This is a genomic window from Streptomyces sp. NPDC002994, from assembly GCF_040611155.1.
Taxonomy (GTDB): domain Bacteria; phylum Actinomycetota; class Actinomycetes; order Streptomycetales; family Streptomycetaceae; genus Streptomyces.
The window spans coordinates 154921-170036 of sequence record NZ_JBEXNQ010000007.1 but is presented as its reverse complement, the minus strand read 5'-3'; the positions used below and the strand labels follow the sequence as shown (position 1 = coordinate 170036).

The window sequence follows — 15116 nt, the reverse complement described above, 5'->3', positions numbered from 1 at the left end:
GCTTTTCGAGGAGTCTCCGTGCGCACGCGTCTCGTCCTGCTCTCCGCCCGCCTGCTCGACCCGGTCACGGGCGAGTTCCTTCCGGAGACCGCACTGGCCGTCTCCGCAGGGCGGATCTCCGCGCTGGGCGCCGACCGCCCGATACGCGCGCTCGCGGACTCCTCGACGACGGTGATCGACCTCAAGGGGGCCGTGGTGACCCCAGGCCTGGTCGACGGGCACGTCCACCCCGTCTCGGGCGCCGAACTCACCCAAGGACTGGACCTGTCGGGCTGCGCCGACCTGCACGCGGTGCGCGAGACGCTGGCCCGCGCGGTTCGTACCCTCGTGCCCGGCGCGTGGCTGCACGGCTGGGGCCTGGACCCGAACGCCTTCGGCGACCGGCCCGTCGAGGCCGCCGCCCTCGCCCCGGTGCTCGACGGCGTACCGGCTCTCCTCCAGTTCTTCGACGCCCACTCCATGCTGGCCAGCCCGCGCGCGCTCGAACTCGCCGGCGTCGACGGGCCGCGGACGTTCACCCAGGCGGCCGAGGTCGTCTGCGACGACGCGGGCCGGCCCACCGGGCTGCTCCTGGAGGACGCCGCCTGCGAACTCGTCGAGCGCGCCGCCCCGCAGCCCACGCACACGGAGCGCCGCGACCGGCTCGCCGCCGCCCTGCGCGGCATGGCCGCCGCCGGGCTCACCGGGGGTCACGCCATGGACGCCAACGGCGACAGCCTCGCGCTCTACGCCGAGCTCGACGCGGCCGGAGAGCTGCCAGTGCGGCTGCGGGTCGCGCCCTGGTGCCAGCCCGGCGCCGACGCCGACACGCTGCGCGCGCTCATCGAGCAGCAGGGCAGCGGCGGCACGCTGTGGCGAACGGAGGGCGTCAAGCTGTTCATGGACGGCACCATCGACAACGGCACCGCCTGGCTGGAGCACCCGGACTGTCACGGCGAGTCCACGCACGCCTTCTGGCCCGACCCCGAGGCGTACACCCACATCATCGGCGAACTCCACCGGGCCCAAGTGCCCACCGCCACCCACGCCATCGGTGACGCGGCCGTACGGCATGTCCTCGACACCGTCGAAAAGGCCCTGGCGACCGGGGACGGCGGGGTACGGCACCGGGTCGAGCACATCGAGACCGTGCCGGACGACACCCTGCGCCGCTTCGCCGAGCTCGGCGTCGTCGCGTCCATGCAGCCCACCCACTGCTGCGATTTCACGCGTGCCGATCACTCCGACAACTGGTCGCGCCGCATCGGCGAGGAGCGCGCCTGGCGCTGCCGCGACCTGTGGGACTCCGGCGCCACCGTCGTCCTCGGCTCCGACTGGCCCATCGCTCCCTATCCCCCGCTGGCCGTCATGGCCGGCGCACGTCATCGTCGCCCCAGCCGTGATGTGACACAGCCTCCGCACGGCCCCGAACAGGCGCTGACGCCACTGGAGGCGCTCCAGGGCATGACCGTCAACTCCGCGTACGCCGCGGGCGAGGAGCGGCACGCCGGGCTCCTCGCCGTGGGCCACCGCGCCGATCTGACCGTCTTCGCCGACAACCCTCTGACCACGCCGTCCACCGACCTGCCGCAGCTCCCGGTGCTGCTCACGGTCCTCGACGGCCGCCCCACCCACCGCGCCGCGGGTCTGTGACGCGACTTGGCGCGACGGACCGGACGCCTCCCCCCGTAGAGACAGGTGACAGTGTCCGCGCCCCTTCGGCGCGGCAGCGGGATGGGGAGGGGTCTGACGTATGGCTGGACAGTTGGCTGGACAGTGGGCCGGGCAGTTGGCAGGACGGGTGTCGGGGCGGATACGCAGAGGTGTTACGGGGACGGCGGTCGCGGCGGCGGCCATGGCGGCGCTGACGGGCTCGCAGGCACCGGGGCTCGCGGCGGGGGCCTCCGCGCCCGAGGGGGCCAACACATCACCGGACCAGGAGATTTCAGGCGATACGCACTACTATCGGGAACTTCCCCCCTTGGGGGTGCGCTACATGGCGGGCCCGTCCGCACAGCCGTCCTCGGGCGGCCCCGTCGTCGCGGTCGGCCGCGCGGCGCTGCCGGGCACGGTCCTCGCCGCGTACCGGAAGGCGGAGGCGGCGCTCGCGCGAAGTGCCCCGGGGTGCGATCTGCGCTGGCAGCTGCTCGCCGCGATCGGTCAGGTGGAGTCCGGTCAGGCGCGGGGCGGGCGGGTGGACGCGGACGGTACGACGTACGCGCCCATCATCGGTCCGCAGCTGAACGGCCAGGGGTTCGCCCAGATCCGGGACACCGACGGCGGCGCGTACGACCGTGACACGTCCTACGACCATGCCGTCGGGCCCATGCAGTTCATCCCGTCGACCTGGGCCAGGTGGGGCGCCGACGGCAACGGCGACGGCAGCGCGGACCCCCACAACGTCTACGACGCGGCACTCGCGGCGGGCCGCTACCTGTGCGCGGGCGGGCGCGACCTCTCCCGGGCCCAGGACCTCGACCGGGCGATCCTGTCCTACAACCGTTCGCGGGAATACCTTCGTGTCGTCTTGTCCTGGTACGGCTACTTCAGGGACGGGCACCAGGTGGTGCCGGACGGCAGCGATGCGGGTTCCGGTTCCGCCGCCGGTTCGGGTTCCGGTTCCGGTTCTGGTACGAAGCCGGGCTCGCCCGGCACCGCGCGGAGCAAGCCGGGCGGTCCCGGCCCGCGTACCGGCGCCACACCCTCGCGGCCGGCGTCCGAGCCGCCCTCGTCCTCGCCCGAGCCCTCCGCGAAGCCCACGCCGAAGCCCGCTCCGAAGCCCTCGCCGTCGGAGCGGGCGACGGACGAGGTGAAGCCCAGGGCACCGCTGCCCACCCCTCCCGGCACCGGCATCGGGCTGCCGGGAGACGGTGAAGGCGTCCTTCCGGACGCGGACGGCGGGACGCTGACCGGCAACGGTTAGGACTCACTCCCGCCTCACCCCTCCACAACTCCGAATACCGGGCGGTAACCTCCGGGCGATCAGGAGTACGCGCGAGGAGGGGCTTCATGGCGACGGATATGGATCCTTCATACCTGGCGTCGCGACCGGGCGAGGAAGCGGCCCACCTGCGGTGGCAGCACATGTGGGCCCATCGCGAGCAACTGCTCAAGGTGGCGCGCCGCAGGTCCATGAGCGCGGAGGACGCCGAGGACGCCGTACAGGAGGCGATGCTGCGCGGCGCGCAGCACACGCATCTCGACGACGCACGGATGGGCGCATGGCTGACCACGGTGACCATGCGCCTGTGCGTCGACCGGTACCGGCAGGTCCACCGCGAGGCCCAGGTGTCCGGCACCCGCACGCTCACCGCCCCCGGCCCTGTCCCGGTCGAGGAGGCGGTGTGCGACCGGGCGGAGGCCAGGTGGGTGGCGTACCAGAGCAAGGAACTGCCCGCCCGCCAGGCGGAGGCACTCCGGCTGAAGTCGGAGGACCGGGACATCGGGCAGATCGCCCGCGAGATGGATCTCAGTTACGAGGCGGTCGAGTCACTGCTGGCCAGGGCCCGGCGCACGCTCCGCAACTCCCTGGCCGGCACGCTGGCACTCGGCCTGTGGCTGATCGGGCGCGGCCGGGATCAGGCGGGTCAGGCGAGTCAGGCGGGCGGGCATGCCCAGGCTCTGGCCGCAGCGTCGGCCGCGGCGACGTTGGCCGTAGTGGGACTGATCGTGCCCTTCGCGTACGAGCCGACTCCGCCGGGGCCTGTGCGGTCCGGCACATCGGAGGCGACGGAGGACGTGGACACGGCGGGTTACTCCGAAAACCCGGCTGCCCGGTCCGTCTCACCGGCCTCCCCCGCCTCTCCGGCCTCGTCCGTTCGCCCCGACGCCGCAGGCGCCGCGGCGCGGAGCGGTGAGGTCTCCCCCACGGGGCTCCCGACGCCGTTGCCGGAGGTTCCGATGCCTGAGGTTCCGGTGCCGGAGGTGGCTCTGCCGGACGTCTCGCCACCGCTGCCGGCCACCCCGGAGACACCACGCATCCCGGCCGCACCGCCACTGCCCTCAGCACCACCGCTCCCCGACGCCACCGCCGTACCGGACGCCGTCGGGGCCGTTCCCGCCGAGGCACCCACCGACACACCCACCGACACACCCGCCGACGTACCTGCGGACGTACCGACCGACGTGCTGGACGAGGCCCCGCACACCGGCGTACGCCCCTGATTTCCGCCTCGTAAAAATTTCTCGACTTCTTCGCGACGGATCCGCCGCCCTTCCCCGTAGAGCAGATGTCAGAGCTGCTCCCCGCTGAAGGGTGAACCGGATGGGTGTCGAGATCTGTGTGGAAGGGTTGACCAAATCCTTCGGCAACCAGGTCATCTGGCAGGACGTCTCACTGACGCTGCCCGCCGGTGAGGTGTCCGTCATGCTCGGCCCCTCGGGTACGGGAAAGTCGGTGTTCCTCAAGACGCTCGTGGGCCTGCTCAAGCCGGAGCGCGGCTCGATCACGATCGCCGGGCAGGACATCACCAAGCTCCGCGAGCGCGACCTCTACGAGGTGCGCAAGCTCTTCGGTGTGCTGTTCCAGGACGGCGCCCTGTTCGGGTCGATGAGCCTGTACGACAACATCGCCTTCCCGCTGCGCGAGCACACCCGCAAGCCGGAGAGCGAGGTCAGACGGATCGTCCTCGAAAAGATGGACATGGTCGGTCTGATCGGCGCCGAGGACAAGCTGCCCGGCGAGATATCCGGCGGGATGCGCAAACGGGCGGGACTGGCGCGGGCGCTGGTGCTCGACCCGGAGATCATCCTGTTCGACGAGCCGGACTCGGGGCTCGACCCGGTGCGGGTGGCCTATCTCAACCAGCTGATCGTCGATTTGAACGCACAGATCGACGCGACCTTCCTGATCGTCACCCACGACATCGCCTCGGCCCGCCTGGTCCCGGACAACATAGGGCTGCTCTTCCGGCGCGAACTGGTGATGTTCGGGCCTCGCGAGGAGCTGCTGACCAGCGACGAACCGGTCGTACGGCAGTTCCTCAACGGCCGTATGCAGGGGCCGATCGGCATGGCGGAGGAGAAGGACGCCGCCCAGGTCGAGCAGGAGCTGGCCGAGCTCGGCAACGGCGCAGGGCAGAGCGCGGAGGATACGTCCGCAACGGTCATGACCCCGCGCCTGCTGCCCAGCCCCGGAGTCACCCGCCCGCCCCGCTGGGAGGCGATCGCCGAACGCGAGACGGCGCTCCACCAACCGAAGAAGGAGACGAAGGAGAAGAAGGAGGTGACGGACGCGTGAGTCTGTCCCCCACGGGAGCGCTGAAACACTCCGGCAGCCTCTTCGCCATGGCCCTGGACGTCCTCAGGACCCTCCCCCGGCGCCCCTTCCAGCTCAGAGAATTCATTCAGCAGGCCTGGTTCATCGCCAGCGTCACCATCCTCCCCACCGCCCTCGTCTCCATCCCCTTCGGCGCCGTCATCGCCCTCCAGATCGGCAGCCTGACCCGGCAGCTCGGCGCCCAGTCGTTCTCCGGCGCCGCCTCCGTGCTCGCCGTACTGCGCGAGGCGTCCCCCATCGTTACGGCGCTGCTCATCGCCGGGGCCGGCGGCACCGCGATCTGCGCGGACCTCGGGGCACGCAAGATCCGGGAGGAGATCGACGCCATGCAGGTGCTCGGCATCGACCCGATCCACCGCCTGGTCGTGCCGCGCGTACTGGCCACGATGCTCGTGGCGGTCCTCCTCAACGGCCTGGTCTCCGTCGTCGGGGTCGCCGGTGGCTACTTCTTCAACGTGATCATGCAGAACGGCACCCCCGGCGCCTATCTGGCCTCCTTCACCACCCTCGCCCAGCTGTCCGACCTGTGGGCGGGCGAACTCAAGGCGCTGGTCTTCGGCGCCATCGCCGCGATCGTCGCCTCGTACAAGGGCCTGAACGCCAAGGGCGGACCCAAGGGCGTCGGCGACGCCGTGAACCAGTCCGTGGTCATCACCTTCATGTTGCTGTTCGTGACGAACTTCGTGATGACCGCCGTGTACTTCCAAATCGTCCCGCAGAGAGGTTAGTTGTGCGACTTCTCGACCGCCCGCTGCGCTCCCTGGAGGAGCTGGGCACGCAGATGGTCTTCTACGGGCGATCCCTCGCCTGGACCGGCCGCACCCTGCGCCGCTACAAGAAGGAAGTGCTGCGCCTGCTGGCCGAGGTGAGTTTCGGTCGCGGCGCGCTGGCGGTCGTCGGCGGCACGGTCGGCGTCATCGCGTTCCTGTCCTTCTTCACCGGCACCGAGGTCGGCCTTCAGGGGTACGCCGCGCTCAACCAGCTCGGTACGTCCAACTTCGTGGCGTTCCTCTCCGCGTACTTCAACACCCGCGAAATCGCCCCGCTCGTCGCAGGGCTCGCTCTGTCGGCGACGGTCGGCGCGGGCTTCACCGCCCAGCTCGGCGCCATGCGCATCAGCGAGGAGACCGACGCGCTGGAGGTGATGGGCGTACCGTCGCTGCCGTTCCTGGTGACCACCCGGATGATCGCGGGCTTCGTGGCGGTGATCCCGCTGTACGTCGTCGGGCTGCTGTCCTCCTACTTCGCCGCCCGCACCATCACCACCGGCTATTACGGGCAATCCACCGGAACGTACGACCACTACTTCCAGCAGTACCTGCCACCGGTCGACGTGCTCTGGTCCTTCGGCAAAGTGATCGTCTTCGCCGTCGTGATCATCCTGGTGCACTGCTACTACGGCTATTACGCGAGCGGCGGCCCGGCCGGCGTCGGGGTGGCGGTCGGGCGCGGCGTACGGACGTCGATCGTGGCCATCAACATCCTCGACTTCTTCCTCAGCCTGGCCATCTGGGGCGCCAACACGACCGTACGGATAGCGGGGTAGGCGGGCCGATGCGCATACGAATACCGAAGATGCCGGTGACTCTCGCCCGGCCCACCCAACTCCGCCTGTACGGCATCGTGTTCATCGCGGTCATCGCCCTGCTGCTGTCGCTGACGGTCGCCGTCTACCAGCAGGTCTTCACCTCGGTCGTGCGGATCACTCTGGAGGCGGACACCCTCGGCAACCAACTGGAGCCGCGCGCCGACGTCAAGCTGCGCGGCCTGCTGGTCGGTGAGGTCCGCGAGGTGCGGGCCGACGGCGAGAAGGCGACCCTCGGCATCGCGCTGAAGCCGGAACACGTCCGCCTCATCCCGGCCGACGTACACGCCCGGCTGCTGCCGAAGACACTGTTCGGTGAGAAGTACGTCGACCTGGTGGCCTCACCCCACACCTCCACGCGGCACATCCGGGCCGGTGACGTCATCACCCAGGACCGCACCAAGGTCGGCATCGAGCTCCAGCAGCTGATGAACGACCTGCTGCCGCTGCTGCGCACCGTGCAGCCCGAAAAGCTGAACGCCACCCTGTCCGCCTTCTCCACGGCCCTCGAAGGGCGCGGCGACAAGATCGGCGACAACCTCGTACGTCTGGAGAAGTACCTGCGCCGGCTCAACCCGCACATGCCGTCCCTCCAGAAGGACATCTCCCGGTTCGCCGATGTGGCCGAGGTGTACGGCGAAGCCGCCCCCGACCTGCTGCGGGTCCTGCGCAACACCCTCACCACCAGCCGGACCCTGGTCGAGAAGGAGGACCAGCTGGCGTCGGTCCTCACCTCGACCGCCACCGCCGCGGACACCACCGAAGGCGTACTCGACGAGAACGCGGAGCGGCTCATCACCCTGGGCCGCGTCTCCCGTCCCACGCTGGCACTGTTCGCCCGCTACTCACCGGAGTACCCGTGCCTGCTGGCCGGGCTGGTGCGGCAGGAAGCGGCGTCCGAAGAGGCGTTCAAGGGCGGGAAGATGCGCATCACCCTCGAATTTGTTCCCCAACGTCCCTCCTACCGACCCGGCGAGGAACCGCGCTATGCCGACCGCTCCGGCCCCAATTGCAGAGGTCTTCCCCACCCTCACGTTCCCGCACCTCCGACCAAGCTCAACGACGGTACGTCGGCGTCGCACAGCCCGCGCGGTGCTGTGCCCTCCGTCTCCGGGACGCCGGCCGAACAGAACGCCGTCGCCTCGCTCGTGGCCCCGGCCATGGGCGTGCCCGCCGACGAGGTGCCGGCGGTCACGACGCTGCTCTTCGGTCCGATGGCACGGGGAACGGCGGTGAGTGTCGCATGAGCCGTACGAACGCCAGGACGACAGCTCCCCAGCTGATCAAGCTCGGTATCTTCGCGGTGGTGACGGTGGCGGCGACCGCCGTGCTCGCGGCGACCATCGTCAACCTCTCCTTCACCCCCAAGGAGACGTACTCCGCCGTATTCAGCGATGTCACGAGCCTGGAGGAGGGCGACGACATCCGGGTCGCGGGGGTGCGCGTCGGCGAGGTCGAAAGTATCGACATCAAGGACCGGACGCTGGCCGAGGTCACCTTCACCGTCTCCCGCGACCGGCCGCTGCTCACGAGCACGCGCGCCGCCATCCGCTACCGGAGTCTGATCGGACAGCGGTACGTCGCGCTGATGGAAGGCACGGGCGATGCGACGCCGCTGCGGCCCGGTGGGCGGATCCCGCTGGCCCGCACCGAGCCGGCGCTTGATCTCAACGCACTGCTGAACGGGTTCAAGCCGCTGTTCGCCGCGCTGAGCCCCAAGGATGTCAACCAGCTCGCCACCGAGATCGTCAAGACCCTTCAGGGCGAGGGCGGTACGGTCCGCAGTCTGCTCGCGCACACCGCCTCGCTCACGACGACGCTCGCCGAGCGGGACAAGCTGATCGGGTCGGTGATCGACAACCTCAACACCGTGCTGAAGACGGTGGACAAGCGCAGCACCCGCTTCTCCGACCTGATCTCCCAACTGCAGCGGCTCATTTCAGGGCTGTCGGCCGACCGGAAGCCCATCGGGGAATCGCTGGCCGGCATCAACGGCCTCGCGGAGGCGACTTCGGGGCTGCTCAAGGACGCCCGCCCGCCGCTGAAGAGCGACATCGCTGAGCTCGGCGAGCTCACCGGGACGCTGAACGACCACGAGAAGACCGTGGAGGGCGTCCTGAAGAGGCTGCCGAACAAGCTCAACAAGCTGACCGGCACAGCTTCGTACGGATCCTGGTTCAACTTCTATCTCTGCGACTTCGACGGCCGGATCGTGCTGCCGAAGACCGCCGAAGTCATCACTCCGGAACTCCATGTCGCGCGAGCGAGGTGCGGCCGTTGATTCCCTTCCGTGAACGCAATCCCGTGGTGATCGGCACCGTCGGCCTCACCACGATCGCGCTGCTGATCGCCGCCGCGTTCAACGTCCAGGATCTGCCGCTGATCGGCAGCGGTGAGAAGTACAGCGCCGCGTTCTCCGAGGCCGGCGGGCTCAAGCCCGGCGACGAGGTACGGATCGCCGGCGTCAAGGTCGGCAAGGTCGATGACGTCGGGCTGGACGACGGGCACGTCAAGGTGACCTTCCGGGTGAAGGGAGACCCGGAGTTCGGGACGCGGACCGGTGCGTCCATCCGCGTCAAGACGATCCTCGGCGCGAAGTACCTCGCGCTGGAGCCGAAAGGCTCCGGACTGCTGGAGCCGGGCAGCGAGATCCCGCTGAGCCGGACCGTTCCGGCGTACGACGTGGTGGAGGCCTTCAGCGACCTCACCACCACCACGGAGAAAATCGACAAAGAGCGGCTGGCTACAGCCCTCGACACCCTCTCCGCCACCTTCGAGGACGCTCCCGAGGAAGTCAAAGCCTCCATCGCGGGGCTGTCGAAGATCTCGCGGACCGTGTCCTCCCGTGACGAGTCGCTGCGCGAACTCCTCCGCCATGCCAACGGCGTCACCGGTGTGCTCGCCAAGCGCAAGGGTGAGTTCAGCAAGCTGGTCAAGGACGGCGACAAGCTCTTTGAGGAGATCAACGCGCGGCGGCAGGTCATCCACGCGCTGCTGAAGAGCTCCGTCGCGCTGAGCATTCAGCTGTCCGGCCTGGTCAAGGACAACCGAGAGGCGATCGGGCCCGCGCTCAGCCGCCTGAACACCGTGGTGAAGATGCTGGAACGCAACCAAGCCAGCCTCGACCGCAGCGTCAAGCTGCTGGCGCCCTTCACCCGGGTCTTCACCAACACCCTCGGCAACGGCCGCTGGTTCGACAGCTACATCCAGAACCTGGTCGCCCCGACACCGGTGGAACCACGGACGGGAGGGTCACGATGACGACCGACCGCATCAAAGCCGTACGCCGCATCGCGCTCGCCACAGTCCTCGTGGTCTGCGCCGTCCTCACCTTCGTCCACCTGTCCAAGTCGCCGGTGGTCCGGGTGACGGCGTACTTCCCGCGTACGGTCGGCATCTACCCGGGGTCCGACGTGCGGGTGCTCGGCATCCGGATCGGCGAGGTCAAGAAGATCACGCCGCAGGGTGACCGGGTGCGCGTCGAGCTGGAGTACGCCGATGAGTACAAGGTCCCGGCGGACGCCAAGGCCGCGATCATCAACTCGTCGGTGGTCAGTGACCGTTACCTCCAGCTGCTCCCCGTCTACCGCTCCGGCCCGGCCATGAAGAACGCCGGCGTGATCCCCGAGCACCGCACGGCCGTGCCGGTCGAGCTCGACCGCGTCTTCGACAGCCTGCGTACGACAGGGGAGGCGCTCGGTCCCCGGGGCGCCAACAAGGACGGTTCGCTGTCCCGGCTCCTGGCCGTCAGTGCGGACAACCTCCAGGGGCAGGGCGGGAAGCTGCACCGGACGGTCGAGGACCTCTCGCAGGCCGTCACCACGCTGTCCGACGGCCGGCAGGACCTCTTCGGGACGGTGGAGAACCTTCAGGAGTTCACCGCCGTGCTGGCGACCGACGATGCGAGCGTCCGGTCGTTCAACAACAGCCTGGCCAAGGTCGCCGATCAGCTGGCCGGTGAGCGCAAGGACCTCGCCGCCGCCATCAAGCACCTGGCGGCCGCGCTCGCCGATGTGTCGGACTTCGTGAAGAAGAACGAGAAGGCGCTGACCGCGAATGTGAAGGGTCTGAGCAAGGTGACCAGCGTGCTGGTCACGCAGCGCGCGGCCCTGGAGGAGGTCCTGGAGGTGGCGCCCGCCGGTCTGTCCAACCTCCAGAACGCCTACAACCCCGAATCCGGCACGCTCGACACGCGTAACAACGCCGAACAGCTCCACCAGGACCCGGCCTCGCTTCTCTGCTCCTTGCTGAAGACGACCGGGGAGACGGCCGGCAAGACGGCCGACTGCCGGGACCTGAAGAAGCTGTTCGACTCCCTGCCCGAGCTGCCGGAGGCCGACGCGGTCACCGGAGCGGTGCCGACGGGCTCGACGGGCTCGACGGACAAGACGCTCGGCGGAATCCTGGAGGCCCGTTCATGACAGCTCCACGGAAGGCAGCCCTGTGGGCGGCCGCCGGTTCCCTACTGCTCACCGGCTGCGAATTCGACGGGCTGTACGACGTCCCGCTGCCCGGCGGCGCCGCCGCGGACGGCAACAGCTACCAGGTCACGGTGGAATTCCAGGACGTCCTCGATCTCGTCCCGCAGTCCACGGTGAAGGTCAACAACGTCACCGTCGGCGCCGTCGAGAAAGTGGAACTGCACGGCTGGCACGCCCTGGTGCGGCTGCGCATCTCCGATTCGGTCAAGCTGCCCGGCAACGCGATCGCCGGGCTGCGGCAGACCAGCATGCTCGGTGAGAAGTACGTGGCCCTCTCGGCGCCGACGGACACCGAGCCGGTGGGCAGGCTGACCGACGGCGCGAAGATCCCGCTCTCCCGCAGCGGACGCAATCCCGAGATCGAGGAGGTGCTGTCGGCCCTGTCGGCTCTGCTCAACGGCGGCGGGGTCGCTCAGCTCAAAACGATCACGGTGGAGCTGAACAAAGCCCTGGACGGCCGCGAGGACCGCGTCAAGTCCCTGCTCACGGAGCTGGACACCTTTATCGGCGGCCTCGACAAGCAGAAGAAGGAGATCGTCCGCGCGCTGGAGGGCATCGACAAGCTGTCGAAGACCCTGGCCAAGGAGAAGAAGACGATCGACAGGGCCCTCACCACCATGCCGCCCGCGCTGAAGGTGCTGGCCGACCAGCGGACGAAACTGACCAGGATGCTCACTTCGCTGTCGAAGCTCGGCAAGACGGGCACCCGGGTGATCAAGGCGTCACGGGCCGACGTCATCGCCAATCTCCGCCATCTCCAGCCGATTCTCAACCAGCTGAACAAGGCGGGCGCCGATCTGCCCAACGCGCTGGAGCTGATGACGACGTATCCGTTCCCCCGCAATGTGGTGGACGCGATCAAGGGTGACTACGTCAACCTCAAGGTGACCGCCGATCTCGACCTGGCGAGCATCTACGGCAATCTCGCCGACGACCCGAAGAAGCCGGGCAAGCCCGAGCTTCCCGGCGCGCCCACGCCGGACATCCCCGGGGTCCCCGCCCTTCCCGATACCCCTCAACTCCCCGAAACCCCCGGGCTGCCGGACACACCGGGCCTGCCTGACTCGCCTTCGGCGCCGCCGGTACCTCCCGTCCCCTCGGATCCTTCGCCTCCTTCGGATCCGCCGGGGGCGGGGGACGGCGACCTGGGGTGCCTGCCGCTGTGCACCGGCACCCACGCCGCGTACTCGACGCCCTCCGCGGGCGCCGGGAGCGGCTATCCGCGCGGTGTCGACGTGTCCCTCGCGGAACTGCTGATGAAGGGGATGATGCCGTGATCACCCGCATGGTCAGGCTCCAGCTGCTCGCCTTCGCGATCGTCACCGCCCTCGGGGTGTCGTACGTCGGCGTCGAGTACACGGGACTGGTCGACCGCGTCCTGGGCCGCGGCTACACCGTACGGGCCGAGTTCGCCGATTCCGGAGGCATCTACTCCGGCGCCGAGGTCACCTACCGCGGGGTCCCCGTGGGCCGCGTCGGCGATCTCCGCCTGACCGGTGCGGGCGGCGTATCGGTGGCGCTGGATCTGGAGGACTCCCCGAGCATCCCGGCGGACAGCCTCGCCGTGGTGGCGAACCGTTCGGCCGTCGGCGAGCAGTACGTCGACCTGCAACCGCGCTCCGGTGACGGCCCCGGGCTGCGGGACGGCAGCACCATCCCGCGCCGGAACACGCGGGTGCCCGTACCCACCACTGAGTTGATCCTCAGCCTGGACCGGCTGGTCAACTCGGTGGACAAGAAAGACCTGCGCGTCACGGTCGACGAGCTGGGCAAAGCCTTCGCCGGCACCGGCCCGCACCTGAGCCGGCTGGTGGACTCGGGCAACGCCCTGGTCGAGACGGCATCGGACTCGCTCCCCCAGACGATCGCGCTGATCGAGGACTCCCGGAAGGTCCTGAAGACACAGGCCGACCAGGGCTCCGCCATCAAGTCCTTCTCCCGCGATCTGGCGGCGCTGAGCGCCCAGTTGAAGACGAGCGACGGTGACATCCGCGCCCTGATGGACAACGGCACCTCGGCCTCCCGCCAAGTGGACGCGCTCCTGAAGGACAACCGGACGCACCTTCCGGTTCTGCTGGGCAACCTGATCAGCGGCGGCCAGGTCACCGTCGCCCGCCTGCCGGGTGTGGAACAGGCGCTGGTCACCTTCCCCGTGGTGGTCTCGGGCAGCTACACGGTGCTCCCCGGAGACGGCACCACCCACTTCGGCATGGTCACCAACGCCGACGACCCGCCGCCCTGCCGCCAGGGCTACGACACCCAGCGCCGCGACCCCGCCGACACCACGGAACGCGCGGCCAACACCGGTGCCCGTTGCACGGCCCCGCGCGGCGGCGACACCTCGGTCCGGGGAGCCCAGAACGCCCCGGGCGCGGGCGGGACTTCGGGCCGGGCATCGCACGTAACCGCTTACGACCCCGAGACGGGCGCCGCGAGCGGCCCGGACGGAAAGCCCGTACAGATCGGCTCGACGGGCGGAGCACAGAGCCTCTTCGGAAAGGACTCCTGGCAATGGCTGCTGGTGGGACCCATGGCATGATCCGCGTACTCCTGACCCGTGCGGTACGGCCGTTGCGCCACCGGCGCGCGGTGGCGGTACTGGCCGTCGTGGCCGCCGTGTTCGCGGCCGCTTCCGGCTGGCTGGGCATCCAGGTGTACGAGCGCCACACGACGGAGCGGCGGCACCAGGACATCCTGGTCGCCGCCCGGCAGTCGGCGCTCAACTTCACCTCGCTCGACTACCGGCACTACGACCGGGACAGCAAGAACGTACTGAAGGGCGCGACCGGGGACTTCGAGAAACAGTTCTCGGCGCAGACCGAGAAGCTGACGAAAATCGTCGCCGGCAACAAGTCGGTGTCCGAGGGACAGATCCTCGACGCGGGCATCGCCGACGCGGACGAACACTCCGCCCGGGTCCTGGTGGTGGCCGACAGCAAGGTCACCAACGTGGCGGCTCCCCAGGGCACGTCCCGCAACTACCGCCTTCAGCTCGACCTCGTCCTCGAGGACGGACGGTGGCTGACGTCCAACGTCGAATTCGTCGGCTGACGCACCCCCCCTCCCCTGGCACTTCGCACCACCCCCGTGAGGAGAAACACCGTGGCGAACCCGACCCTCCGAGGCCGCGGCGGCACCGGCGCCCCCCGGCAGCGCTCCGTGGCCGCCGCCGCCCGGGCCGCGGCCAAACGCTCCGAGAGGACGCGGCGCCCCACCGAGCCCGCCCCGGCCCCGGACCCGGCGGACACACCGCCCGCCGAGCCGACCCCCAGCCGCAACCGCAGCCGCCCCGGCCTTCTCAGCGCGGTGCTCGCCGTCCTCACCCTCGTGGGTCTGGTCGCCACCGCCACGCTCGGCCTGCGGTACCGAGAGGCCGAACGCACGGCCGAGGCGCGCGTGGGCGCGCTCGCGGCGGCGCGCGAAGCGGCCCCGGTGATCCTGTCGTACGACTACCGCCACCTGGACCGCGACTTCGCCGCGGCCCGCGGCCACCTCACCGCCCCGTTCCTCGACCAGTACGGCAAGACCACCCAGGCCGTGGTCGCGCCCACTGCCAAGAAGTACCGGGGCGTGGTCAAGGCCACGGTCGCGAAGCCCCCGGGCGGCGACACCCCGGCGGCCTCGGTGGTGTCGGCCTCCCCGGACAAGGCCGTGGTCCTGATCTTCATGAACCAGCTCACCACCAGCACCCAGGTCTCGGGCCCCCGCCTCGACCTCAACCGGGTGCGGATGACGCTCGTACGCACCCCGCAGGCCTGGAAGGTCTCAGCGGTGGACGCGCTGTAGCCGGCAG

Annotated in this window: 14 protein-coding genes; all 14 read left to right on the top strand. The window is 69.7% G+C overall.

Annotated features, from left to right (window positions below):
* Positions 1-18: 18 nt before the first annotated feature.
* The 14 genes from ABZX79_RS11470 (at position 19) to ABZX79_RS11405 (ending at position 15109) form a co-directional block, all read left to right on the top strand.
* Positions 19-1632 carry an amidohydrolase gene (locus tag ABZX79_RS11470; RefSeq protein WP_355254659.1) on the top strand — a complete coding sequence of 538 codons (1614 nt, stop codon included), beginning with the start codon at positions 19-21 and terminating at the stop codon, positions 1630-1632.
* Between the two features lie 100 nt (positions 1633-1732).
* The gene (locus ABZX79_RS11465; protein ID WP_355254657.1) at positions 1733-2902 is read left to right on the top strand and encodes a lytic transglycosylase domain-containing protein; all 1170 of its coding nucleotides are present in this window, start codon (positions 1733-1735) and stop codon (positions 2900-2902) included.
* Between the two features lie 86 nt (positions 2903-2988).
* A complete protein-coding gene (locus ABZX79_RS11460; protein WP_355254655.1) occupies positions 2989-4143 on the top strand; it encodes a sigma-70 family RNA polymerase sigma factor in 1155 nt (384 codons plus the stop codon).
* A gap of 100 nt (positions 4144-4243) precedes the next feature.
* Positions 4244-5218: an ABC transporter ATP-binding protein gene (locus tag ABZX79_RS11455; protein WP_355254653.1), complete on the top strand. Its 975-nt coding sequence runs from the start codon at positions 4244-4246 to the stop codon at positions 5216-5218.
* Positions 5219-5265: 47 nt separating this feature from the next.
* Positions 5266-5985: an ABC transporter permease gene (locus ABZX79_RS11450; protein ID WP_251060027.1), complete on the top strand. Its 720-nt coding sequence runs from the start codon at positions 5266-5268 to the stop codon at positions 5983-5985.
* Positions 5986-6038: 53 nt separating this feature from the next.
* Positions 6039-6803, top strand: coding sequence for an ABC transporter permease (locus ABZX79_RS11445; protein WP_069930222.1), 765 nt, complete (start codon positions 6039-6041; stop codon positions 6801-6803).
* A 29-nt stretch (positions 6804-6832) separates the two neighbouring features.
* Positions 6833-8089, top strand: a complete 1257-nt coding sequence (locus ABZX79_RS11440; protein WP_355254911.1) for an MCE family protein — start codon at positions 6833-6835, stop codon at positions 8087-8089.
* Positions 8086-9123 (top strand): MlaD family protein, encoded by a 1038-nt coding sequence (locus ABZX79_RS11435; protein ID WP_355254651.1) that lies wholly within the window; start codon positions 8086-8088, stop codon positions 9121-9123. The genes ABZX79_RS11440 and ABZX79_RS11435 overlap by 4 nt, the downstream gene beginning before the upstream one ends.
* Positions 9120-10103 (top strand): MCE family protein, encoded by a 984-nt coding sequence (locus ABZX79_RS11430; protein WP_355254649.1) that lies wholly within the window; start codon positions 9120-9122, stop codon positions 10101-10103. The genes ABZX79_RS11435 and ABZX79_RS11430 overlap by 4 nt, the downstream gene beginning before the upstream one ends.
* The gene (locus ABZX79_RS11425) at positions 10100-11263 is read left to right on the top strand and encodes an MCE family protein (protein WP_355254647.1); all 1164 of its coding nucleotides are present in this window, start codon (positions 10100-10102) and stop codon (positions 11261-11263) included. The genes ABZX79_RS11430 and ABZX79_RS11425 overlap by 4 nt, the downstream gene beginning before the upstream one ends.
* On the top strand, positions 11260-12600 hold the full coding sequence (locus tag ABZX79_RS11420) for an MCE family protein (RefSeq protein WP_355254645.1): 1341 nt from the start codon (positions 11260-11262) through the stop codon (positions 12598-12600). Before ABZX79_RS11425 ends, ABZX79_RS11420 begins: the two co-directional genes overlap by 4 nt.
* Positions 12597-13862 (top strand): MlaD family protein, encoded by a 1266-nt coding sequence (locus ABZX79_RS11415; protein ID WP_355254643.1) that lies wholly within the window; start codon positions 12597-12599, stop codon positions 13860-13862. The genes ABZX79_RS11420 and ABZX79_RS11415 overlap by 4 nt, the downstream gene beginning before the upstream one ends.
* Positions 13859-14374: a hypothetical protein gene (locus ABZX79_RS11410; RefSeq protein ID WP_355254641.1), complete on the top strand. Its 516-nt coding sequence runs from the start codon at positions 13859-13861 to the stop codon at positions 14372-14374. Before ABZX79_RS11415 ends, ABZX79_RS11410 begins: the two co-directional genes overlap by 4 nt.
* A gap of 51 nt (positions 14375-14425) precedes the next feature.
* A complete protein-coding gene (locus ABZX79_RS11405; RefSeq protein WP_355254639.1) occupies positions 14426-15109 on the top strand; it encodes a hypothetical protein in 684 nt (227 codons plus the stop codon).
* Positions 15110-15116: the final 7 nt, after the last annotated feature.